Genomic DNA, 24071 nt, shown 5'->3' with positions numbered 1-24071 from the left:
ATCTTTAATTCGAAAGTTTGGCTAGAATATCTTCAGAGACTTCAAAGTTACAATAAACGTTTTGTACGTCATCATTATCTTCCAAAGTGTCAATCAATTTAAGAATCTTCTGAGCAGCCTCCTCATCCACGGCAATGGTATTCTGAGGCCGCCAAACCAATTTAGACTCTGAAATATCTTCGTAATCTTGACTTATAGCATCGCGAACCGCGGCAAAATTATCTACCGTGGCTATGATTTCATAAAAATCGCCGCCTTCTTCTAAGTTGTCGGCGCCAGCCTCTACTGCTTTTTCAAACACCTCGTCATAGCTGCCAACTGTTTTGGATAATTGAATTAAACCGACCCGATCAAACATAAAAGCCACACTGCCTGTCTCCCCCATGTTTCCACCACATTTGGTAAAAGCTGAGCGAACTTCAGAAGCAGTGCGGTTACGATTATCGGTTAAGGATTCAACAATTAATGCCGTTCCCCCGGGTCCGTACCCTTCATAGCGAACTTCTTCATAATTAGCTGTATCTTCGCCTCCGACAGCCTTTTTAATGGCACGATCCACATTGTCTTTGGGCATGTTAGCGGCCCGAGCTGCGGCCATGGCGGCTCTTAAGCGAGGGTTAGCCGACGGATCGGCCCCTATACGGGCTGAAACAATAATTTCACGCGCAATTTTTGCAAACATGCGGGCTCGTTTGGCATCTTGGGCGCCTTTGCGATGCATAATATTTTTAAATTGTGAATGTCCTGCCATTTTTCTTCTATCCCAGAATATTTATTGTTAAGACTATATCATCATCGATAAGAAGGACTCAACCTTCATCATAAATCCTAAGCAATCAACTTTTCCGCCAAGTCCTCCAGCTCAGCACCTGATAACTCCGGCGATTGCAGGGAGCGGGGCTGAGCGTCTACATGGTCCAATTCTTCCATCGTCCCCGAGGCCGAATCGATATCCTTAAACTTTCTTGCTGTTACCAAAACGCGCCGTTCTAAAGTTCCTAAAGTTTGATTATAACAATCCACGGACTGGGCTAGGTGACGCCCCAAGCGGCTAAAGTGTTCGCCCATGTCGCTGATGCGTTTATAGAGCTCTTTACCTAACTCGCCAATAACGCGCGTACTCTCGGTCAACGCTTCTTGACGCCAGCCGTAAGCAACAGCTCTCAATAGCGCTATTAAAGTGGTAGGGGTGGCTAGAATAACTTTCTCTTTAACGCCAGTTTCAATGAGAGCCGGGTCACATTCTAAAGCCGCACTAAAGAAGGTTTCACCGGGTAAGAATAACACCACAAATTCTGGCGTTTCATCAAATTGATCCCAATAAGCCCTCTGGCTGAGTGTTCTAATATGGGTGCGCACTTGACGCGCATGATCCATCATCTTCTGTTGCCGCTCACGGTCATCCTGGCATTCAAAAGCTTCCAAATAGGCAGATAACGGCGCCTTAGCGTCGACAATAATCTTTTTTCCACCTGGCAAGTTGATAATCATATCAGGGCGAGCTCGGCCATTATCTGTGGTGGTCGAAACTTGCTCGAGGAAGTCACAATGAGCAACCATTCCAGCCATTTCTACCACCCGCCTGAGCTGCATTTCGCCCCACTGCCCACGCACTGAAGGGGCTCGCAACGCTTTAACAAGGTTGGACGTTTCCAAACGCAGCTCTTTCTGGGTACCAATTAGCTCTTTAACTTGTTCCCGCAGAACTTCGTAAGCGCCTACTCGCTGTTTTTCTAAATCGATGATCTTGCTATCCACTTTCAACAGCGCTTGATGGACCGGCTGCATCATTTCCACAATGGCTTGTTGCCGCTGTCCAAGATCCATTCGTGCTGTTTCTTGAAATTTTTCCAAGGCAGTCTGAGCCAGATGCAAGAAAGATTTATTATTTGTCGCCAAAGCTTCAGCTGATAAACTTTTAAAGCTTTCACCCAAACGAATTTGAGCATTCTCAAGCATTTGTAGTTTCTCAGCGGCTTGGCGGCGTTCATACTCTAAGGCCGACTGCAACTCAACATTTCTCGACTTTAAAGTGGAAAATTGATGGGAGAGATCTTGCAGCTGGGCTTCTAAATTTTCTGTCCGCGTTGCTTTTTCTTCGGCAACAGCACGCGCTGCTTTTTCTGCCACATAAGCTGTCTGCATTTCATAAATGCGTTGCTCCCGATCTTGTAGATCGCCGCGACTATCAGAAAGCAGCATATCGAGTCGTTGTAACTCACTTTCATAACGCTCTAAGGCGCTTTTGTATTGCCAACGCACTGTTAGCCATATAAATAGGCCGGATGTGCCTGCTGCTAATCCGGCGATGAAGAGTGTTTTTTGGTTTAATAAGTCAATCATGGGGCCCTACCTCGCCCCAATCATAGGCCAAACATTGAATAGCGAACAAGAGGTAAATCACATTCAGACAGTGATGTTTGTTTCCTTTCTCCTTAATGTCGCTATACCACAGTTCCCAAGCGTTCAAATTAAGCTCCTCCTTTTAGAGGAGTTAATCCTTACTGAATGGGGCATACAAGTAGCACTCCCCCTGTTTCTTTTCTAGTTCTGGCAATCAAAATCCGTTTTGCATTCATTTAAAAGGGGGCGTTCTATAGCTGTTGGCGGTAAGAGTGGCTTAATTTTCACGCTAAGGCTAGATTATCTTTGAATAGAAACACTTTTTTCGAGCAGATTTAAAGGCTTAGCGGCCAAAGCCAAGGGAATTATTCCGAGCATTGAGGCAAGAGCGGGAGCTTTTATGCCTTAACATTGTTAACTTTTGGCTGACCATAATGTCTCTTGCGCCATCGACAGCATTTTCTTTGCTCATTTAATAGTGTAGAGTACTGCCATGACTGCATCAACTTCACATTCATTCTTATCCTATTTAGCGGATATAAAAGAGCTTGTCGCTCCCCGCCTAAGTCAGGTGGTGGCCACGGCGAGCCAGCACCCTCGCTTGCAACAGGCCCTGGTTCATAGTATTGAAGGTTCAAGCAAGCTAATCCGGCCTTTTTTAGTATTAGCCTTTGCACGCTGTGTGCATAAACCCTGGACAGCTGAAATAATTGATACTGCTGTTGCGGTTGAGCTTGTTCACAGCTATTCTTTAGTTCATGACGATCTCCCCGCCATGGACAATGCTGATTTACGCCGAGGCCTACCGAGTTGCTGGCGTGCGTTTGATGAAGCGACAGCTATTTTAGCGGGCGATGCGCTTATCCCGCTTGGCTACGATTTAATAATCAATCTTCCGCTTGCCGCCGAGACGCGTCTTGCCCTTCTAAAAGAATTTTCTCATGCCATTGGGGGGCACGGATTAGTGGCCGGGCAAATGATGGACCTTTATCCCAATCATGACCTCCAGTCCATTCACGACATGCAACTTTTGAAAACTGGGGCACTTTTGAAATTTTCTTGTCAAGCCGGGATCTTAGTTGCCGGTAGCCCGGACCCCCTTTTACTCGATAAGGCAGGCCAGTTCGGCCTTAACCTTGGCCTTATTTATCAGATTACAGATGATTTTCTCAGTGAACAGAGCACTGTTGAAATGACAGGCAAGCCTGTCCACAATGATGCTAATAAGGTGACTTTTTTAACGGCCCTAGGAACAGCTGGGGCTAAAAGTTATTTACAGCAACTGCTGGAAGACACTCATGCACTCGCCCAAGATTTCGAGAATAATGATTGCCTTCATCAACTGCTTGACTTCCTGGCGATAAGAACTTTCTAAAACTTGAATTAGCTCTCGTCTTTTAATGAGCACCGTTTTTGTAAATGGAAGGCCTTGATAAGGCTTTTCCAGAAAAGCCTTTAGTTCCTTGCGGTAATGCGCAGATCCTCTAAGTTCTTTTTAAAGATTTCAATAGCTTCTGCCTTGGTAACGTGGGTATCCCCTGCTGCCTGGTCGGCACATCTTGCAATGAATTTCCGCACTATTTTTTCTTCTCTTTGATCTAAGGGCTTTACGCGTTTGAATTCTTTTCGAGAACTATGAACGGCTCCTTGACTAAGATATAAGTTTGAATCCTCAGGATTACGTACTTTTTTATGGCGCACTCTTACGGGAGCAGAGGCCAGAAAGATTTGTGAAGCTTGTGCTTGACCATTTTTGTCAGGCTGCGTTGAGGCCAAAACAGGAGATTGCCCAGCCCTAGGCTCTGTGGGTACCGTTACATTATTAAGTGTATTCCTCAGCTGAGCAAACAAAAATGGTGCTGTATCAGCTGTTAAATGCTCTGAATCTTTAGATACAAAATTATGAGGGCACGCATCATGATCTGATAGAGTGCTATTTGTCTCCTGAGCATTAAGGTGTAAGATAATAGCTAATAAAATTTTCATTTTTCCCTCCTCTAGAAAATATTATTGCTTTTATGGTGTACTAAAATATAATTTTGGTCAATTATCCTCTCGAATTCAATAAAAAGGTTGAGAGATCGTTAAATTAGGGGCATTGTGGATCGGAAGCAACTTATAAAAAGGATCATCACATGCAAGCAGACCAAGATCTTGAAAAAGAATTTAACGGCAGAGCGATAAAATTTATTGAGGAAGCTGTAGCGACGGAAAAAGTTTATGTTCTGGTCCAAGACAAGATGTGTGTGCAAACAGAATCCCTGGAATACACCCGTGAAGATGATGAACCCATGGATACCATTCCCTTATGGACAGAAAGCTATCAGGAGAATGCCAAAACTTGGGCCGAAGACCATGCTACCCTCGAGGAAATGCCTGTCTCTTATCTTATTGAAGAGTTCTTACCCGAAGTTGAGGAAGGGTATTGCAGCATTGGTCTCAACTGGGATCAGGATGGCATTGGCCGTGAACTCCCCCCTTTTAAGCTTGTGCAATTGCTTGTTAAGCAAGTCAAGGAAGGTAAGATCACCGAGAAAGACCTGGATATTGAAGAGGAAGAATAAAAATCCGGAGGGGCAAGATTTGCTCCCTCCCCCTCTTCTATCTGACTAAAGCATCATCTTTTTTAGCTACCAGAATCTATTGAATTGAAGCCTCCATTTATCTGATAACATAGTCATTCTTGACTGATAAAGATAGATTTCTCTCCCTTTAAACCGCAATACATAACATTACAAAGCTACTCAAAGCTCAAGCGCCCCTCACTTCTTTAACCCTACTTAAGTAGGATTCACGGATGGAGTTCAGGAAGGGGATTACGGTAACTTCTCTTTAAATTACAAACGCATACACAACAATAAGGAGATATAAATGCGTCAATATTTAAGGAAGATAATTTATGGCTACCCTGGGTTGATTATAGGATTACTGCTTCAACTCTTAACCGTCAAACCCTGGGCCGGCGAGAGCGAAAACTATTATGTATTTTATCGCGGCTATCACTTCTTGGCTAATCAAGAAATCAATCCGGCCATTTGGGATCAAAAAGGCATTTCGTCCCGTCCTGTTTCCGATCATACGATTGCAGAAAATGACCTCGAAAAGACTGTTAACAAAGTTTACTCTTTAAATCGCTCTTGGACAGCCGAAGAGAAACAAAGTTTTAAGCCTTCGTGTGCTACTCCTTACCAAGAATTAGTACAATTATATACCAATTCTTATATAAAGTTTGTTGCAGAGCTTAGTGATGCCACCTCAAGAACCCGCAGAATCCTTAATCTCGTTGACTTGACGACCATTACATCTAATCTTTTTGTCTCCACCAGTCTTAAAGCAGAGCAAGCCTATCGCTATGGTGCTGGCTTAAAGCTGTATAGCCATGAAAATTTAAGGCGCTATCCCTCTTATACAAGAGACACCTTTATTCCCCAGAATGCCATCATTGGCTATGTAGATGTGATTGCTATCCCGGCCAAGGAAATAGAAACTTTGGGCGCCTTTTTTGTTGTGGACTCCTTTGCCATCGCTTGCACAAAGCTAAGCCACTATATTAAGAAAAATCTAACCGAAGAATTAGAAGTCATTTTTCCCTTTCACATTCCCGCAAAGTACCATGTTCACAGAATACCTATTCGATTACCAAATTTAATAGCAGGCAAGAGAAATGCTGGACTTAATGGCAAAAAATGGCGAGAGAATATTACTCAGGCAGTCCACTTAGAGGACCAAAAGGAAGTAGAGGAGAGACTCGTCGTTTCATTGATGAAACACGCCGCTAAAGACAGAACTTCTCAAACTGATGCCTTTTTAAAGCAAAATAATAGAATTAGAGTTTCGAATGGACCCTCTTTAACTGGTTTAGGAAAAACCTTAGTTCCTGCAGAAGCTGTAGCAATACGCAAAGAAATTATCGAGCATGTGACTACGATAGAGCATCAATACTTTGATCAAGGGAACAAACAATTTAATATCCCTGTCCAAGCTTTAACATTTGCCTGGAGCCATGCCCTAAAGAAAATAGCTACCCGAGGCTACGGAGTAAACCTTACGGCAAACTTCAGTATGAAATCACTCAATCAGGAGCTGATGAAAATATTTATAGGCAACGATAATATTACTAACCTTAACTTCCGAGGCGATCCTCACATTACTGCTGATCTATATGAAGAGTTTAAAAATACTGACTTTAGGAATGATCAGGAGGTCAGAAAAATGGATACCCTATGGTTGCTGCCGGATACAGAATTAATCGAAAAGTTTGAGGCTCTTTCAAAGGGGCGAAAGAAGGCATTAACTCTTGACGTGACAGGGCTCGCTTTAGCTCCCCAGTATTTCGATCAAGCCCAATATGCTGAGCAGATCAACTTAATTGATAACGAGCGCAAAGATCTTGATGAAGCTTATAATTTGATCAATGATGGAGCCTTCTGGTGGAGAGGTTACTGCATTGAAATGCTGTAAAGCAAGAAGGTTAAAGCTTTAAGTTTCAAATCTGAGCGCTAATTTCGTCTAACTAGGGCAGGGGCACACTATCTAACTAGAGTGTTACCTTCCTTACACCACAGTTTTTAGATTCCCAGGCTTGATTACTTTGTTTACAGCAGTGTTTGAGCTTGAGACTTGTCTCTTCCGCTAATCCTATTCGAAAAAAAACGTGGTTTTTCTATTAGACTTAGCCATATATAAGTAAATAAAGAGTTTTGGAAATAAAAAATGAAAATAAATTATTACATCAGCTCCCTCGTCTTAGGTTTATGGCTTTCTTTCTCTGACACTGAAAGTAAGGCAATGGAATTACAGACACCTCCTTTAGCCGGTTCTGCTTCTCAAGACATAGAAAAATTATACGAAATATTAGAGGAGTATGGGGACTTCTCTCCTTCCCCTGAGTACAAATACTTTGGCGATAAAATCCTTGAGCTGCTGCAGACGAGTCCCCACGTTGACCCCGAGGAAACGCAGGTGATTAAAGAGCAGTATCAGAGCCTGGGTGAGGACATAACATTAATGAATATTACCTGGATGTCGATCCAAGCGGCCATGGCTCTAACTCCTAAAGAGAAGCGTAACATGCCCGCTGAAGATTTAAGTGGTGATATACCTGCCTTTATCCGCCAATTAAATGAGATAAGAGGCAGCAAAGAACTTTGGAAACATTCCTTATCTGAAGCGCAACAAGAAAGTCTGCGCTTAATGATGCTGCTTTCCCTGAACAATTACATGTGTTTAATGCCTTACATTCAGAACAGTAAAAGCCAAAACACTTTTTTCAAAGAAGACTTTCTTAAAGGCTTTGCTGGCAGAGATATTTATGGGGAGTATTATCAAGTATTCCTTTATAGTGTCGCCACTGGCAAAGGAGCAGTGCATGGCGGAATCTACCAAACGCCTATCGAAATTGTCATCCATGATTTAGCTCATCTAAGACAACAAGTAGGGAGCAGTACTCATAGGAATTTCAAACCAAATTCAAGACTTTATGGAGAGCTAGTGCACCAGCTTCTCTGTGCAGCTCAAACGGCTAACTTTGAGAAGCAAGAAAGAAAGCAAATCATTACTATATTATTCTACACGATTCATGAAGTGCTGGAGTCAATTGAGGAGCGATTTGCTCGTTATACTAAAATCGAGATTAACTCTAAGAATGAGAAAGATCTCTTTGAATTATACCTTCAAAGAATAGAAGACTTACTTAAGGATTGTGAACGGGATATGCAGAATGAAGAGAGCACCTTCTCTCTTACTCATATTGAAAAGCGTCGACTGGCTAATCCAGCCCGTTATCAAATTTTAAAGCAATTCCATCGGGATCGAGCTTATGATTTGATCAAGGATGGCTTTTTAACGAAAGAACAAGTCCTAATCCCCGGCAAAGAGGTTCTCGGCCTCAGCTACAATCTTCAGCCCGTTCATGATGTGTTATCAGAGATGATCCATTGGATGCGGCAGGAGCTCCAAAAAGATGGTCGTCTCTATACAGCTCTTAAAGCACAACTAGTTAAGAATTAAGTGAGAGGGCGATAAGTAAGAAATATAACCTCTGCTTATTTTAAATAGGCCTCCTTTCGGGAGGTCTCTAACACCTCTACTCTTTAATCTGTCTCCCGCCCCTTATCCAGCACGGTTAACAGCAGAGACGCATAAACAAGCATGATATTTACGGTGCTAAAGGAAGGTTTAGCGCCTTAGGGTAGGGCAGCAAAAGGTATTGCCGTCTGAGTCCGCTGAGCTTATCTGAGGACAAGCAATACTTTTTCTTCGACTTTGACGAAAAGCCTTATAATCTTAGGTGGCCGCAATCAATGCCATCCATTGATTTTCATCAAGGACCTGAACGCCCAGTTCCGCTGCCGCTCGAGCTTTACTACCGGCATCAGCGCCAACGATTACCAGATCGGTCTTTTTGGATACGGAGCCCGCAACTTTAGCTCCCAACCTTTCAGCGGTCGCTTTGGCTTCGGCGCGACTCATCCTTGTCAGCGTTCCGGTAAAGACAACAGTTTTGCCTGACACTGCGGAAGTTGTCGACATCTCTAGCGCATAAGCAGGTATGGATAGCTCGTGACTGAGAGCATCAATAACCTTGAGATTGTGGGCCTCATGGAAAAAGCTGAGAATGTCTTCCGCCATGTTCTTGCCAATCCCATCCAAACTTAAAAGATCCACATAGGCATCTGTTGTGGGATCCTGAGCTTGCTGCAGGGTGTTAAGCAAGTTGGGTAGAGTATGATAATGACGGGCTAGTAATTTAGCCGTCACACTGCCAACCTGTGGAATCCCCAAAGCATAAATAAATCGATCCAAGGTAATGGTACGGCGATTTTCAATCGCTTCAAACAAATTAGCAGCGGATTGGCTTCCCCATCCCTCTTTAGCCCTTAAGGGGGTGAGCGATTCTCTATCGCGGGCTGCCAGGGTAAAAATGTCTACCGGGGAGTGAATCAGACCTTCTTCATAAAAAGCCTCAATATTACGGTTCCCCAATCCTTCGATATCAAACGCATCCCGCGACACAAAGTGCTTAAGCCGTTCTACCGCTTGCGCCGGACACAACAGCCGGTTCATACACCGCCGTGCGACCTCCCCCGGGACATAGACAATTTCTCCTCCACAGGCCGGACACGTGGCCGGGAAATCAAAAGACTGTGACTCAGGTAATCGCTTCTCCTTTACCACCGAAACGATTTGCGGAATAACGTCGCCAGCGCGCTGAATAATAACATGGTCGCCGACGCGCACATCTTTACGAGCAATTTCATCGGCATTATGTAAGGTCGCCCTTGAAACGACCACGCCACCCACGGTTACAGGTTTGAGATGAGCGACCGGTGTCAGGACGCCCGTACGTCCCACTTGAATAGCAATATCCTCTAAAATGGTTTCCGCTTTTTCAGCTTCAAACTTATGGGCTAACGCATAACGCGGCGTCCGGCCCACACTTCCTAAACGGCGTTGCCACTGTAGGGCGTCAATCTTATAAACAACGCCATCGATGTCATAAGGCAAATCGGCCCGACGCGCATTGATAGAATTATAGTAGTCCTGAAGCTGGGCAATTGATAAGCATAATTGGATCTCAGGATTAACTGTAAATCCCCATCGTCTTAAGTTTTCTAAGGCTTCATGATGGGTCATGGTTGTATCGCCAGAAATAGCATCATAATAATAAGCGAAAAAGCGCAAAGGACGCCGAGCTGTCACTGTAGGGTCCAATTGTCGGACGGATCCAGCAGCTGCGTTACGAGGATTGGCAAATTCAGGCTCGCTCTCTTGTTGACGCTGTTGATTGAGGGCAAAGAAATCTGAACGGTTCATATATATTTCACCGCGCACCTCAAGACTCTCTGGTACATTCTTGCCTATCAAGGTTTGAGGCACATCAATAATACAGCGAACATTTTCAGTGATATCTTCACCTTCGCTGCCATCCCCTCGGGTGGCTGCCAGCCGCAGTTTGCCTCTTTGATAATGCAGAGCTGCTGACAGTCCATCAATCTTGGGCTCAGCTACAATGGGAAACTCTTGGTCACTTGGCAGCGATAAAAACCGTCGTACTCGCTCAAAGAAATTGATCACATCGTCACTGGTAAAAGCGTTTTCCAGCGATAACATAGGGATGCGATGCTTGACCTTTTTAAAGCCTTTAGAGACCGGAGCGCCCACTCGCTTCGAAGGACTATCCTCGCGGCGTAGGTCAGGAAAAAGATTCTCAATTTGACGGTTACGGACGACCAAAGCATCATAAGCAGCATCACTAATTTGTGGCATGTCTTTTTGAAAGTAAAGCTCGTCGTGATAGGCAATGGTCTTAGCCAAGCGACTCAGTTCCAAGGCTGCTTGGTCTCGGGTTAAATTGTCGACAGGAATATGGGCGAATACATTAAGCTCTGGTGAATCGAGCGAGTAAGCTTCTTGCGGCTGCTCTTGCTTCATCGGTAATGACCTCTCCTGATAACATACGGGCTATTTCTTCGTGGCGCCGCGTTAATGGCAATTGAACCACATTTGTTAAAACTTGGCTACCTTGATCTTCTTTAATGACTTGGAAATGTTCATCAGCTGTGGCTGCCACTTGCGGCGAATGAGTAATTGCTAACACTTGCAAATGCTGTGCCAATCGTGACAACCGTTGGCCAATAGCAGCCGCCACCGCCCCGCCAACACCTATATCAATCTCATCGAAGACGATAGTCTGGGCTGTGGACCGGGTCGCTAGGATTGCCTTAAGAGCCAACATTAAACGCGCTAATTCTCCCCCGGAAGCGGCTTTTTCTAAGGGGTGCCAGTCTTGGCCTTTGTTCATAGCGACTAGGAAGTTGACTCGGTCCAAACCTGCCTCTGACCATGCATATTCTTCTAGAGGGCTGACTCGGATAGTGAACTGAGCATTGGGAAGCTTTAAGTCGGGCAATTCAACCATTACGGCCGCACTCAGTTCTGCGGCTTTCTGCTTTCGGGCCTCCGATAAAGCCGTTGCACTTTGAACAAATAGCTGTTTAAGCTGCTCTGTTTGCCGAGCGAGCTGCATTACGCGGCTTTCAGCGTGGTCGAGATCTTCCAAATCTTGCCGCAGCTGTGCATAAAACTGAGGCAGATCGGTGGTGGTAACATTATGTTTGCGCGCAATTGCCCGTAACGCATGTAAGCGGTCATCAATCCGTTGTAACTGCTGCGGCTGATCCTCAACTTGGCCTAGAATTTCTTCAAGCTGAGCCATCGCCTCGGTTGCTTCGCTGAGAGCTTTCTCAAGAGCAACACTGGCTTGGTCGATATGGGAATTGTCGCCGACCGGGTGCTTTTGCAGAATACGATGGGCTGTTTGCAGGGCTGACAAGACTTGGGCTTGTTCTAAGCTCGCCTGGGCTGTTCCCACAGATTCAAACAGCTTAGAAATACCTACAAGAGATTGGCGACTTTCTAAGAGCCGTTCTTCTTCCCCTTCTTCTGGAGAAAGGCTCTCGATCTCTTTTAGTTGATAACGCATGAAATCTTCATGCCGTTTGAGATGATCAAGCCGCTCCATGGCTTGCCGCTGTTCATCGACAGCATTTTGCCACTGATGATAAGTGTCGGCGACTTGCTCCTTAAAAGGGATCTGATCGAGATAGTCATCAAGAATACGCCGATGCGAAGCAACATCCATTAATCGGTCAAACTGACCATGGACTTCTACTAAAAGATCCCCTAAAGATCTTAAAAAATTTATTGTCACAGGCTGGTCGTTGATTAGAGCACGACTTTTACCGTTTCTAGATAAGGTGCGCCGGATAACTAGATTATCTTGTTCTGGGATGCCTTGATCTTGCAGCAAAGCAATTGCTGGGTGCTGTTCAGGCAAAGTGAACTCAGCTGCCAAAAAGGCTTGATCGCACCCTTTTCGAATTAAAGCGACATCGCTGCGATGGCCCAAAATAATTCCTAACGCATCCAGCAAGATCGATTTACCGGCTCCCGTTTCGCCGGTTAATGCGGTCATGCCAGGGCTAAAAGATAAATTCAGAGAGTCGATAATGACAAAGTTCTGTATTGTCAGGGTCGTTAACATAATCTTCCCTCTTCGCCTATCTTTTTATTTAACGGGAGGCTTTGTTTTTGTCGGTTTATCCTGAAGCTTGACTTCCGCTTTCAAAGCTTGCTTCTTGGGAAGAGCAGTCTTCGGATTTTTATCCGTCATCAACGCATAGGTGTCCGCATACCACAAGCTGCCTGGGAAGTTATGACCAAGTATTGCCGCTGTTTGGTAAGCTTGCTCGACTAAGCCTAAAGCCAGGTAGCATTCGACCATACGATGTAAGGCTTCAGGGACATGGGAGGTCGTTTGGAAGCGATCTACCACCTCTTTAAAGCGATTAACTGCTGCTAAATAGGACCGTTGTCTTAGGTAATACCGCCCCACATCCATTTCTTTACCAGCTAGATGATCCCTTAATAAATCCATCTTAAACTTTGCATCTTTGGCATAAGGGCTATCAGGGAAGCGGTTGATAACTTCTTGGAAAGCTTCTTGGGCTTTTTCCGTCACCGTTTGATCACGATGGACTGTTGGGATCTGCTCATAATAGCTTAAGCCAACCATATAATAAGCATAGGGGATATGTTCATGACCAGGATGCAGCTGGATGAAGACATTATAGCCTTCAATAGCTTCGGTATATTTTTTTGCCTCATAATAACAGTAGGCTGACATTAACTGAGCTTTAAGCGACCATTCAGAGTAGGGATGCTGACGCTCAACCTCAGCAAACGTCTTCGCTGCTGTATTATAGCTTCCACTATCCATCTGGTCTTTTGCCATATTATACAACTGTTCAACAGGCATCTGGGCCAGGGCTTCTTCGTCTTTCTCAGAGCAAGAAATTAAAAGGGTTGCCGTTAAAGCAAGCAAGACTTTATTAACTGAGGATCGCATTATCGTCTCATTATCTGTTTGTTTGTTCCTTCAAATTCTAATCTATTGCGGTCCTGGCCGCAAGGTTTTCTACTTTAGGAAGCTCTTGCTCGCCAAAAAAGTCACCTTAACCCTATCTTAACCAAGATACGCTTATACTGCCTAATGAAGGTTTCCGTAAAAATGGACTAATAGATGAAAAAGTTTATCGTCTTAGCAGCAAGCATTTTTTTCGCTGGGCAATCACTGGCGAATCCATCGCCCCTCGTCCAAAGGAGCGCGTCTCAAGCTGAAGATTCAACCTCCGCTAACTCTGAAGCTCACGGGCCCAGCACTGTCAAGGTAACCTCCGAGAGATGCCCAAAAAACTGCCAACAAGCAGGCAAGCTCTTACAGCAAATTTATGAACTGCGCCAACAAATTGAAACAGAAAAACAGCAACACAACTCAAACTATCAAAGGAAAACCATTCACCCGGTGAACCCCAGCCACTTTCAAGGTCAATGTGAGGCATCCTGCCCCCAACTCCTAGGAATTCATAAGCAAATCAACCGCTTTGAGACAGAATTAGCGCAACTAAAAGCCCGACATCAGAGCTCAAGTTCCTCGTCCAGTAGCCCTCCTACTGACAAATGCCCAAAGAACTGCCAACAAGCAGGCAAGCTCTTACAGCAAATTTATGAGCTGCGCCAGCAAATTGAAACAGAAAAACTGCAGCATAACCCAAACTATCAAAGGAAAACCATTCACCCGATGAACCCCAGCCACTTTCAGGGCCAATGTGAGGCATCCTGCCCTCAACTCCTAGGAATTCGAAAGCAGATCCAGCGCTTTGAGGCAAAATTAGCGCAACTGAAAGGGCTTCATCCAACTCATCCCAATCATCAGATTTTGCCCTCCTCAATTCCTCAAGGTCAATGTCCTAAAAATTGTCATGAGGCAGGAGAGATCCTGCAAGAAATATATCAGCTTCGTTTAGCCATCGAAAAGGCGAAGCATGAGCGCGATGCCTCCTATAAAATGAGGCCGATCAAACAGCCAAACTTGACTCCCTCAACTCTGCATTGCCACCCTACCTGCCCTCAGATTACGGGCATGACCAGGCAGCTTAATCAATATCGGGCCGAACTGGCAGCGCTTAAAGGGAACCATCCTCCTTCTAGCGATGCTGCCTTAGAGGGTCAATGTACACCAAACTGTGATAACGAGATTGAATTGCGGCAAGAAATTCGCCATCTCAATATTCAATTGGAGCTAAGAAAACACCAAATCAATCCAGCTTATAAAATGAAAACCTTTAAAGAGATTAGTTCTGATCTTAAAAAAGGAAAGCGCTGCGCCGTGACGTGTAACAATATTAAGCGCCTTGAAGCGCGCAAACGCCAACTTGATCAGCAACTTACTCACCTTCACAATGGTGGCAACGTGCCGCTTTTAACAGCCGGGGGAGTCAATACTGCGCAGTCTAGCGTCCCTTATACTCATCAGAACTCCGGCTTTATAAACCGCTTACGCAAGAAACGCCAGAACCCTCTGCAGGGGTCAACCGTCAACTTTAACAATGAGGGACTCTCTATTTCCCCTCAGATAGGAACCCTTTATGCGACTAATGGACATCACGGTGAGGAGATTCATTCCCATCAAAATGGCCAGAATTATATAGATCTTGCCCCGGGTAGCGCTGTTAATGGACATCACAGTGCGGAAGGCCATTCCAATCAAACTGACCAGAGTTATATAGGTCTTGCCCCGGGTAGCGCTGTTAATGGACATCACAGTGCGGAAGGCCATTCCAATCAAACTGGCCAGAGTTATATAGGTCTTGTCCCGGGCAGTGCTGCTAATGGGCATCACGTTGAAGAGGGGCATTCCAATCAAACTGGCCAAAATTATATAGGTCTTGCCCCGGCTAGCGCTGCTAATGGACATCACGGTGAGGAGGGGCACCCTTACCTAACTGGCCAAAATTATCTAAGCCCTTCCCCTGCCAATGCGGGAAGTTATGTAGGAGCATATGACCATAATAATAGCTATAGCATTTATGATCACAATTTCAATAGCCCCCTCTCCCACCCAAACAGCAATGTTCCTGGGTTTAATACCCCTCAGAATGGCTTTAATACTTCCGGAAGCTCTGACGGCCACTCCCTCAGCCTAAATGGTAATACCAGCAATCCTTACAGCAGCAACTATAATAATTTAGGAACTTCGAATGGCTACCCCTCGAGCATGGGGGGTTATAAGCCTTACTTGAATAGCAATCATTATCATAAATTAGGCAGTAATGGTAACTCCTCCTCGTACCTAAATAATCATCTCCCCCATAGTTATAATGGTGAGCATGATGCTTTTGAGGGCGCGGATCATAGCTTTGAAGCCTCTCATGGCTACCACCCCAGTATGAATGATTATAGCAACCATCCGCACAACAATGAATATAGCCACCCTGAAACTGCTGATAGCTACCATTTGCAGATGAATCACTACAATAGTAACACTTATGAGACTGACTATAATAATTCTGGAGGCGCGGGCAGCTATGGCGCTGGCCTGCATGGTTATGGAAATAATGATTATGACGGCGGTTATAATAATGCCGGCAATACTGGTAATTACAGCTCTGGCATGAATCACTACAATAGCCACACTTATGACACTGACTATAATAATTCCGCGAATGCGGGCAGCTATGGCTCGGGCATGAATGGCTATGGAAGTAATGATTATGGCAGCGGTTATAATAATACTGGCCATAATGGTAATTACAGCTCTGGTATAAATAACTCTAATAACAATGCTTATAATGACGACTATAACAACATAGGCAGTGCGGATGGCTATGGCTCTGGCATGAATGGTTATGGAGATAATGATTACGGCAGCGGCTATGATAGTGCCGGCAATACCGGTAATTACAGCTCTGGTATGAATGGCTATGATAACAATACTTATAATGGCGACTATAACACTATGGGCGGTGCTAGTAGTTATGGTTCTAGCATGAATGGTTACACAAATAACGCTTATGGCAGCAACGGCTATAGTAGTATGGGAGGTGCTGCTGGCTACGGTGCTGGCATGGGTGGCTATGGAGCCAGCGCTTATGGTGGTAATTACAATGCCTTTGGTGGTGCGGGCAGCAACACCTTTGGCATGAATGGTTATGGTGGCGGCTCTTCCAGCATCACCACCACTGTTTCAGGAGGTGGTGTTTATGGCACCGCCATGCAAGGTAATACGGAAATTTTCCATAGTAATACCAAGGAATCTAGCAAAGAAGAAGCCAAAGGTAGCGAAACAAATGCGATGACTGCTTTCAGTAGCATTTTTTCGCAATTATTAGGCGGACAACAGGCAAGCGCAAGCTCCCAACAACAAGCGGCGGCATCATCTAGTCCTATGCCTCTCCCTGCTCAACCAGGCCTTAACCAGAATAATGGCGCAGCGGCTGACTTAACCCCCACTCAAGATGATATGGATAACTTTTACGGAGCCTCTGACGCAGGCTGAACCAGGAGCAAGGATTCACTAATTTATACGGCTCATATGAAAAAAGATAAATCTGCACTTTAAAGGTGCAGATTTAAGCTGTTATAAGATAACAGAAAGGCACTCCATAGGATTAACAGTTAGCGGGCCACCTAGCTCCTTAAAAAATCCTTTAAATTTGATCTTCTAAGTTGATAGCCGTAGCAGGTATGAGTGCCTTAAGCCGGTTGAGAGTTGCCTCATCTTCTTCTGATTTTACCTTAAGAGAATTGAAGCCTAGGTTGAATTCTTTCCATTGCAAAGGCAGACCTTCTAAATGTTTCACCATATAATCCAGCTCTTGAAAATCAAGATCGTTCTGACTTAAATCGAGCAGAGTTAGATCCTTTAGATTATTTAAAGACTCACTTAAATAAGAAAACTTAATAGCGGGAGATAGCTTGTTCTCTTTAACTCGCAAGGCCTTTGCTTGTGCCAGCGAGATATCCATTTTACTCTTGCCTGTTCTTTGTTCTCTTGTAAAAGCTGCGAGCTGTTCTGCCTGCCGTAACATGACATTAAACTGCCCTCTTGAAGCTAAGCCTAACTCCCTGAGATAGAGCTCCTTAATCGATTTAGGTAAGTTACTAAGAAGCAATGTTAAAGTCTCAGAGTGTGGATTAAAGCCGCTAATATCTAACTTTGTCAATTTAGTAAAGCTCTTCATTTTTTGGGCCAGCGGAAGCAGATCCGTATTTGGAAAAGAATCATCAGATCCTTTCCATATGCTTAGCTCTTCAATATTAGGAGAAAGGTGGCTGAAAAGGATCTCAAGACCTTTTTTTGTTAACTGATGTTCGGCTAAACTGATCCTTTTTAACCGAGGCAGTAAGGGCACGAGCGCAGCAATTGCTTTATCATCAATTTGCTGTCCTAAAAGATCCAGCGTATCAAGACGTTTATGACGCAATAGAAAGGTACGAAGAGCAACTATCTCTCCTACAGTTAATTTAGGGCTTTCCTTATTTGCATGGATATAAATAGTTTGAAGATCGCCTATATGCTGATGAGTTCTTAAATAGGAAATAATTTTACCGCCAGAGATGTAGGAAAAATCAAGATGCCGTAAGCGCTTCTGAATCAAAGGATGCAATTGTTTTTTATTTTTGTCAGCAATTGTCTCACTCGTTAAGGCAGTCTTTGTCTGAAAATCTCGGTCACTATATAATTTCTGATAAATGTACTGAAAGGGGTTGCTAGCTGAGGTCAGAGCAGAGAAAGATGCAAAACTGTTCACCTTTTCTTTTAGCTCGCGACCGGTATAGCTTAAGCGAATTAGATCGGCTGAAGGTAAATGTTGAAAGACTTGCTCTGAGATTTCTGCAGGCAATATTGACAAATAATCTTTACCTTCTGCGGCTATCGAAGAAGCCGGTATATTTTGATGGGGCTCATCTTCAGATGTAACAGCACTATTTGCTGGCAAGGAGGAGGGGCGAGATTCTTTTGCACAAATAGCACGGTTGACCGGGGAGCCAAAGGTCGTCTGCTTGCGGGGGCTTACGGGACTTTCCTGGGGTGAAACATTGGTCTGAGCCTCATAACGGTTTCTCAGATCTGAGACTCTTCCTCTAGGAATAGCTGCTAAATCGTCAAGTTCTACTTGACCTTGCGCATAGGAAGACATCACACCGGATGTAACAAAGAAAACTGATAAAGTCTTTAAGGTTTTCATAGACTAACTCTTCGGTTAATGGATTCTAGAATTGCTAAAACTTACTGCTAAACTTTAAGTTGTAAAGTATAAAATACTATGGATAGAGTTAATAATTGTAGGAACATTAACTATATTTCATCCAATAATTAAATTCTCTTTGATCCATTTGACTTGTACTCAATAAAAATCCCTATCTCATAAGGACTGGATATGCCAACGAAATAGGGAGGATGGTTGATTAGGAAGTTGTTAACTTCAGCAGGGCTTAAAAAGAATCTAGGTAGCTAGAGTTAATTAAGCCCCAGACTGCCAAGCTGATTAATCGTTCCATTCTTCATTAAGATCATCAGACTCTGAGGTTTGATTCAGGTTAGCTTTTGTCAAAAAGGCACTTGGATTAAAGCCTTCCAAAGAAATACCAGCTTGGCTAGGAACTTTTTTTGAATTAGAGCGTGTATGCTCTTCTTCAAGCCGCTTTAGCCTTTGCTCAATAGCAAATCTCTGCGTACTATATTTACCAGCTATATCAGGTGAAGCACTTGAGATTTTATCGTTAAGTGTCTTTATCTGGCTCTCTAATTCTACTTTACGCGCATCATATTCTTCCTGGACTTGGCGAGCTTTTTCGAGGTTAACTTCCTCATCGGTTTTGAAATCATCGAACTCTTCTGCCTCTCGCGCATCAGCTTCATTGTCGACCATATCTTGACGCTTCTTTGCCAATGCTTTAGCTAGCGTTTCCTGGTGAGATTCCTCAAGAGCTTGCCTCGTTTCGGTTGCGTGGCTTGCTGCTGAATTGCTGCCCTCACAGACAGAGTCCGCTGTGTTGAGCGTTTCAGAGGCTGGAGCTGCTTGAGCTGGCTTATCGTGATTAGCAATAAGTACATCGGAAAGCTTTCCACCTTGTGAATCGTGAATACCCAAGATTCTAGCAATTTCAGCCACTGTTTGGTGATCTTGCGAGCTTAACTGATCTGCACTGCTAACGTTCTTAAACTTAGCTATGAAAGTTTCAATATTATCATACTTGTTTAAGTCAGCATTAAGTACCAGATTGCGAGAAGGTGAGAAATGGCCCTGGGCTAAGCTAGAGATTTTAGCTGCAGCTTGTGCATCCTCTGGAGCTATATCAGCTGCTTGGCTGACATTACCGTACTTCTTAAGGAAAGTTTCAATTGAATCATACTTCTTTGGTGCGTGATTCTTTGTCGCAAGGTTGGCTACTTTGCTAAATGTTAATTTATTCTCTACCTTTGCTGGCGCAGAAACCTCTAGATTGTCTGCAACCATGCTTCCGCTGGTAGCCTGAGTTGGCATAATAGTCGCTTTGCTCGTAGCTTCATTAATCATAGAAGCAATAGAGAGTGTAGCAGCACTTTTAGGGGCTGGCACAGCTGGCAACGGACGGGCAGCAGCCTTAGCAACGGGTGGGGGTGGCAATGGCCGACCGGTAGCTTTGACAGGTGCTGCATTGCTTGCTTGTTCAAACAGATTCTTTAATTGGCTTACATTTACTTTATTGTTGCTTGCTTGAATGTAAGTAGCAACAACTGGTGCAGGCGCTTAAAATACTTTTTTTGGCTCAGCAGCAATTCGTGTAGGTTGTGTAAATTTAGATGGCTTAACAGGCTGAGCTGAAGGTTGAGCCATGCTCTCAAATCTACTAATAAGGCTTCCAACTTTTCCGGTTTGGAATCTTCTATTGTCATTGTGATCGCTTGCGAATGATGCAAGGGAGCCAAAAGCAACCGTTAACAGCAATCCTGACAGCAATGTTGTTTTATTCATCTGTATACTCTCTTCGTAGTAAATCTTCTAATACAGGAAAGGTTTATTTAACCGGTACAAATCACATATGGTAAGGGGGAAAATATTTTTCAATAATATTTTTTTTACTTTCATATATTTTATTTTACAGGGTGCCATCAATATAAGAATAAAATTGGCACAACAGACAAATTAAATTAAAATTTACTATGAATACTTTTTGACAAAACAAGAACAAATTAGATCTTGTGCCCTATGTTATTAAGGCTAGATTTTTCCTAGTTAATGAGATGTAAAACAAATACAAGAGAATACGAAGCTAGGTTTAGCCGTGGAAGCAGGAGATTCAGAACTAGAACACCTATGCCTGCATTACTGCTTCCGCTCGAACCTGAGGACATACTCGATGCATGAGTGCTTCTGTTTATCCATTGTTCGCCAGACATACGCTCGGGTGTTCCAAACTTTGTGCCTGCAGTTCTAGCCGCCAAGTCTGAGAAAGCTGACTTATGAGTACTACCACCATTCAGCTGACTTATGAGTACTACCACCATTCGCAACAGCTCTCATGTCACTATATAGACGGTTAGCAGCCTCTGAGCGTTGGCTTTGAGACGATAGTCCATTGCGGTTAGCGGCCCTATAGGCTTGAGGGCCTTTGCTCCCTTGAGAGAATCTTGTCTGACGATTCTGATTGCTTGCGATTGGGCCTTTGGTTTTGCCTCCCTTCCCTCCGCCTTTGCCCATAGGACCTACACAGCTGCTCAGCGCTGCTCCTGTATTAAGGGCGTACTCTCTCCCAGCCTGCACCTTTGCTTCATCAAAGGGTTGGCCAGCAAGCTTCTGTTGCATCAGATCCCAAGCCTCCTGGGAATGCTCAGGAAACCCTTCCACTGTATCATACATGTCCGAAAACATTTGCAAAGTAGCCACGCCATTATAGTCATCAGCTTGTTGACTATAATTTCTGATAAAATGTAAAAACCTAACTATCGGATTGGTTTGTTCGTCCTGCAGAGCTTTTTGTTGGCTCTGCCATTCTTGCGCCTCATCAGCTTGCTTCCTTAAGAAGGTATTTGGGGATCGCTCAATGTATCATTTTTAAGTCGGTGTTGACCGCTTCAAAAGACTGATGAGAGTCTGAAGATTTACTGATACAGCGTATTAGAGAGGATTTTATCTAAGAACTCTTCAAAGTTATCGGCAAGTTTAGTTTTTTCAAAGTCAGCGTCATGATCAGAAACCCATACTTTTCCCTCCGGATCAATACCAATAGGATTGCCTAAGCCATCTTCAGAAATTACGTACCATTCCTCAATGCCTGGCCATTGCTGCTTATCTTTGTAAAAATCGGTATTCTGAGTAACTGACCAAAGTTCATTGCCCATCAAAGGAATTCTTTTTAAACCATAAATATAGTAGCTCCCTACAATTCCTCCACCATATTTAAGTAAGAAATCAACAAATTCTTTATGAAATTTAAGCTTTAGCTGCTCTTGGGCTGCAGTAATTTCTTGCTTAGAACATGGGCCACCATAGAGCCCTTCCAGTTCATTCATATGAGCAGCAAGCTTGACAGAAAATTTATCTTCCATTATATACTAATCCCTCTTTTTAATAGTTCAGTCTTTGCCCTCTCCTTCCAATACTTTTCTCTCAAGGATTCGTTCCACTCCTTTCTAGCTTCTGCAGGTAGACCTTCACCTGCTGATTTGGGATGCTGTATCTTATTTGCATATTTATGCTTTGATCTCGGCATTTCAACTATAAAGCCATCTGGGTCTCTATGTGAAAGCTGATTATAATGGTGGCCGTGCATGGGCTTACCATCGCCTCCCCTAGGAGCCACCCCTCTTTTTTCCATGATTCTCAATTCGGCTTCACTTAAATAGCTTAGATCTCTAACTGCTCTGAATTCTACACCATCATATAATACTCTACCAGGCCCCAAATATTCTAATGCCGCATGATTATTACTTCCCCCTTTACCCACGGACATGCGGGGGCCGTTACTCATATTGCCGGCAGCAGCTCGGGCGCCGGTATTGCTATTAGCCACCGCTTGCAGGTCTTGGAAGAAGCTATTGCTATTGGCAACTTGTGGGACCCGATACCCCTGTAGGTTGCGGTTGGCCGCTTGCAGCCATTCAAAGTTAGAGGTGCGCTGAGAATAATTACCCCGGGCGAGATCCAACGCACTTAAAGAGCGGCTGGTCCCTTGCCCAGCATCAAAGACCGTTCCTTTCAGACGACCAAGGCGAGCCCCATAATGACGTGCGTTCTTGACAACAGATTTTGCCGCCCCTTTTACTAAACCAACCCCTCCCCCTACTGTCAGCAGATCATCCACCGCATACCGTGCCGCTCGGGCGTTGACCTGATTGGTTAAGCCGGTATGATAGAGGGTTGCTTCTACAACGCGGCCTGGCACACTGCTCAAAGTTCCTGTTCCCTGGAGAACACTTTGGCCAAAGACCAAGTCCCCATAGCTGTCTTCAAAAACTTCCATCCGTCGACAATGAGCTAAATGCTCCACTGTCATCGGTGTCGACCCATTCCAAACTTGCTGGATGCGGGTATTTACGTAGGCTTCATAGCCTTGGGCGATTATTGAACTGCATTCGCCAGAGTCTTAGGTTTTAGTATTTTAAGAGGGTAGCTTTCCTGGAATGATAACTAACTAATTTCACCATTAGAAACAGCAAGCATTAATTCATTCAGCTTGTTGACAATTTCATCTTTACTACGAGAAGAGAATTTAACCAACGGATGTTCCCATCGCTTATCGTCGGTTCTGACCATGGTTATATAAAATGCCCCTTCCGGATCAGATTCAGGGCCCCATCCCAAGTCAATTATTACCTTATTCTCCTTATGGAGCATGTGTAAAAGTGTACTTGAAAACAAACTCCAGGAAGGCATTAAGCTGCTCCCTTCCGGATTAATATCATCCTCTGGACTAATGGAGTAAAATTCATTATATAAAATTTGCCATCCAATAGTAGGAGCAAAGCTTTGCCTTTTAAGCAGAAAGTTATTTATAGACATGATCTTAATCCTATGTTTATTCCTTAGCTATTTTAAGACGATTATGTGGCATTTTTTATATATTTCCTAACTCTTTCCTGACTCATAGGGTGCCCGTGATAAGTATTTGAGGAAGTAATTTCAGCCCTTATCCATTGGGTCGGATTACCATCATCATATCCAATAATATTCTCAGATTTATAAAAGAAATATGCCACACTACCTTTATCCGCTGCTTTGATTCCCTGACTTAAAGCTAGTTTCTCTAATTGTTTATTATCTATTTGGGGCAAATACTGAGCATTTCTTTCACCTGTCTCACTCATCCGTTTAGCTTCCTCAGCTGTTCGCGCTTTAGTATGCTTTATATAATCTGCCGGTTTTGCATTTTTGATACGTTGCTGCCAATTATGCTGATCGGTTCTTTCATTCTTGCGAGTATAATAGCCATCATGCGCGACCCGGTCATGGTTCTCACTAATATTGGGGATAGTTGCTGGGTTAGAGTTAGCGGATGACCTTCGCCCTCCCTCTCTTTCCTTACCTTTTCTTTCTTCTTTACCGTCTAGCGTGCGACCTAGCTTGCTTGTATGGCCATTCACCCTCTTGTCACTAGTGATCTTACCACTTCCAAAGCTTGTACCAGCACTCGTGCTCGTCGAAGAACCACTGGATGCAGAGCTGGAACCACTCCTGCTAGCATTACTGCTCCCACTTGAGCTCGCTGACATACTCGGTACATTAGTGCTTCTCTTTATCCATTGTTCACCAGACATACGTTCGGGTATGCCGAACTTTGTGCCATCAGTTCTAGCCTCCAGATCTAAGAAGGCTGGCCTAGAGCCACCTTTGCCGCCGTTA

Annotated in this window: 19 protein-coding genes and 1 pseudogene; 5 read left to right on the top strand and 15 right to left on the bottom strand. The window is 44.1% G+C overall.

Annotated elements, in window-relative coordinates; all coding sequences use genetic code 11:
• Positions 1-4: 4 nt before the first annotated feature.
• The 3 genes from HMO_RS0103570 to HMO_RS17500 form a co-directional block, all read right to left on the bottom strand.
• Positions 5-751 carry a YebC/PmpR family DNA-binding transcriptional regulator gene (locus HMO_RS0103570; RefSeq protein WP_010298784.1) on the bottom strand — a complete coding sequence of 249 codons (747 nt, stop codon included), beginning with the start codon at positions 749-751 and terminating at the stop codon, positions 5-7.
• Positions 752-828: 77 nt separating this feature from the next.
• Complete coding sequence (locus tag HMO_RS0103565) at positions 829-2343, bottom strand: DNA recombination protein RmuC (RefSeq protein WP_010298781.1); 1515 nt, start codon at positions 2341-2343, stop codon at positions 829-831.
• On the bottom strand, positions 2336-2470 hold the full coding sequence (locus HMO_RS17500) for a hypothetical protein (RefSeq protein ID WP_280956244.1): 135 nt from the start codon (positions 2468-2470) through the stop codon (positions 2336-2338). The genes HMO_RS0103565 and HMO_RS17500 overlap by 8 nt, the downstream gene beginning before the upstream one ends.
• A 366-nt stretch (positions 2471-2836) precedes the next feature.
• Here HMO_RS17500 and HMO_RS13650 point away from each other — a divergent pair, with 366 nt between their 5' ends.
• Positions 2837-3718 carry a polyprenyl synthetase family protein gene (locus tag HMO_RS13650; RefSeq protein WP_010298776.1) on the top strand — a complete coding sequence of 294 codons (882 nt, stop codon included), beginning with the start codon at positions 2837-2839 and terminating at the stop codon, positions 3716-3718.
• An 80-nt stretch (positions 3719-3798) separates the two neighbouring features.
• On the opposite strand, the gene HMO_RS0103545 is transcribed toward HMO_RS13650, so the two are convergent.
• Complete coding sequence (locus HMO_RS0103545) at positions 3799-4329, bottom strand: hypothetical protein (RefSeq protein WP_010298773.1); 531 nt, start codon at positions 4327-4329, stop codon at positions 3799-3801.
• A 149-nt stretch (positions 4330-4478) separates the two neighbouring features.
• Between HMO_RS0103545 and HMO_RS0103540 the strand changes: the two genes are divergently transcribed.
• From HMO_RS0103540 to HMO_RS0103530, 3 genes are all read left to right on the top strand, one after another.
• Positions 4479-4907 carry a DUF2750 domain-containing protein gene (locus HMO_RS0103540; RefSeq protein WP_010298771.1) on the top strand — a complete coding sequence of 143 codons (429 nt, stop codon included), beginning with the start codon at positions 4479-4481 and terminating at the stop codon, positions 4905-4907.
• Between the two features lie 307 nt (positions 4908-5214).
• Positions 5215-6804: a hypothetical protein gene (locus HMO_RS0103535; RefSeq protein WP_010298768.1), complete on the top strand. Its 1590-nt coding sequence runs from the start codon at positions 5215-5217 to the stop codon at positions 6802-6804.
• A gap of 252 nt (positions 6805-7056) precedes the next feature.
• The gene (locus HMO_RS0103530) at positions 7057-8352 is read left to right on the top strand and encodes a hypothetical protein (protein WP_010298766.1); all 1296 of its coding nucleotides are present in this window, start codon (positions 7057-7059) and stop codon (positions 8350-8352) included.
• Positions 8353-8628: 276 nt separating this feature from the next.
• Here HMO_RS0103530 and ligA read toward each other — a convergent pair whose 3' ends face one another.
• The 3 genes from ligA to HMO_RS13645 are packed head-to-tail and all read right to left on the bottom strand — an operon-like array spanning position 8629 to position 13252.
• Entirely contained in the window at positions 8629-10776 is a 2148-nt protein-coding gene (gene ligA / locus HMO_RS0103525) for an NAD-dependent DNA ligase LigA (RefSeq protein WP_010298763.1), read from the bottom strand.
• Positions 10724-12388 carry a DNA repair protein RecN gene (recN, locus tag HMO_RS0103520; RefSeq protein ID WP_010298762.1) on the bottom strand — a complete coding sequence of 555 codons (1665 nt, stop codon included), beginning with the start codon at positions 12386-12388 and terminating at the stop codon, positions 10724-10726. Before recN ends, ligA begins: the two co-directional genes overlap by 53 nt.
• A gap of 24 nt (positions 12389-12412) precedes the next feature.
• Positions 12413-13252, bottom strand: a complete 840-nt coding sequence (locus HMO_RS13645) for an outer membrane protein assembly factor BamD (RefSeq protein ID WP_010298760.1) — start codon at positions 13250-13252, stop codon at positions 12413-12415.
• A 174-nt stretch (positions 13253-13426) separates the two neighbouring features.
• Here HMO_RS13645 and HMO_RS0103510 point away from each other — a divergent pair, with 174 nt between their 5' ends.
• A complete protein-coding gene (locus HMO_RS0103510) occupies positions 13427-16741 on the top strand; it encodes a sbcc family protein (protein ID WP_010298759.1) in 3315 nt (1104 codons plus the stop codon).
• Positions 16742-16892: 151 nt separating this feature from the next.
• On the opposite strand, the gene HMO_RS0103505 is transcribed toward HMO_RS0103510, so the two are convergent.
• The 8 genes and pseudogenes from HMO_RS0103505 to HMO_RS16965 form a co-directional block, all read right to left on the bottom strand.
• Positions 16893-18434 carry a leucine-rich repeat domain-containing protein gene (locus tag HMO_RS0103505; protein WP_010298757.1) on the bottom strand — a complete coding sequence of 514 codons (1542 nt, stop codon included), beginning with the start codon at positions 18432-18434 and terminating at the stop codon, positions 16893-16895.
• Positions 18435-18734: 300 nt separating this feature from the next.
• On the bottom strand, positions 18735-19856 hold the full coding sequence (locus tag HMO_RS0103500; protein ID WP_010298754.1) for a hypothetical protein: 1122 nt from the start codon (positions 19854-19856) through the stop codon (positions 18735-18737).
• Positions 19857-19979: 123 nt separating this feature from the next.
• Positions 19980-20204, bottom strand: a complete 225-nt coding sequence (locus tag HMO_RS0103495; RefSeq protein ID WP_010298752.1) for a hypothetical protein — start codon at positions 20202-20204, stop codon at positions 19980-19982.
• Between the two features lie 495 nt (positions 20205-20699).
• The gene (locus HMO_RS0103490; protein ID WP_010298751.1) at positions 20700-21101 is read right to left on the bottom strand and encodes a hypothetical protein; all 402 of its coding nucleotides are present in this window, start codon (positions 21099-21101) and stop codon (positions 20700-20702) included.
• 230 nt (positions 21102-21331) lie between these two features.
• Positions 21332-21778: an SMI1/KNR4 family protein gene (locus HMO_RS0103485; RefSeq protein WP_010298750.1), complete on the bottom strand. Its 447-nt coding sequence runs from the start codon at positions 21776-21778 to the stop codon at positions 21332-21334.
• Positions 21778-22725 (bottom strand): HNH/ENDO VII family nuclease, encoded by a 948-nt coding sequence (locus HMO_RS0103480; protein ID WP_029448338.1) that lies wholly within the window; start codon positions 22723-22725, stop codon positions 21778-21780. The genes HMO_RS0103485 and HMO_RS0103480 overlap by 1 nt, the downstream gene beginning before the upstream one ends.
• 134 nt (positions 22726-22859) lie before the next feature.
• Positions 22860-23231 carry a hypothetical protein gene (locus HMO_RS0103475; protein WP_010298748.1) on the bottom strand — a complete coding sequence of 124 codons (372 nt, stop codon included), beginning with the start codon at positions 23229-23231 and terminating at the stop codon, positions 22860-22862.
• 41 nt (positions 23232-23272) lie between these two features.
• A pseudogene (locus HMO_RS16965) lies at positions 23273-24071 on the bottom strand (hypothetical protein); the annotation flags it as partial.

Source organism: Candidatus Odyssella thessalonicensis L13, assembly GCF_000190415.1.
GTDB lineage: Bacteria > Pseudomonadota > Alphaproteobacteria > Paracaedibacterales > Paracaedibacteraceae > Paracaedibacter > Paracaedibacter thessalonicensis.
This window is presented reverse-complemented; position numbering and strand designations above follow the sequence as displayed.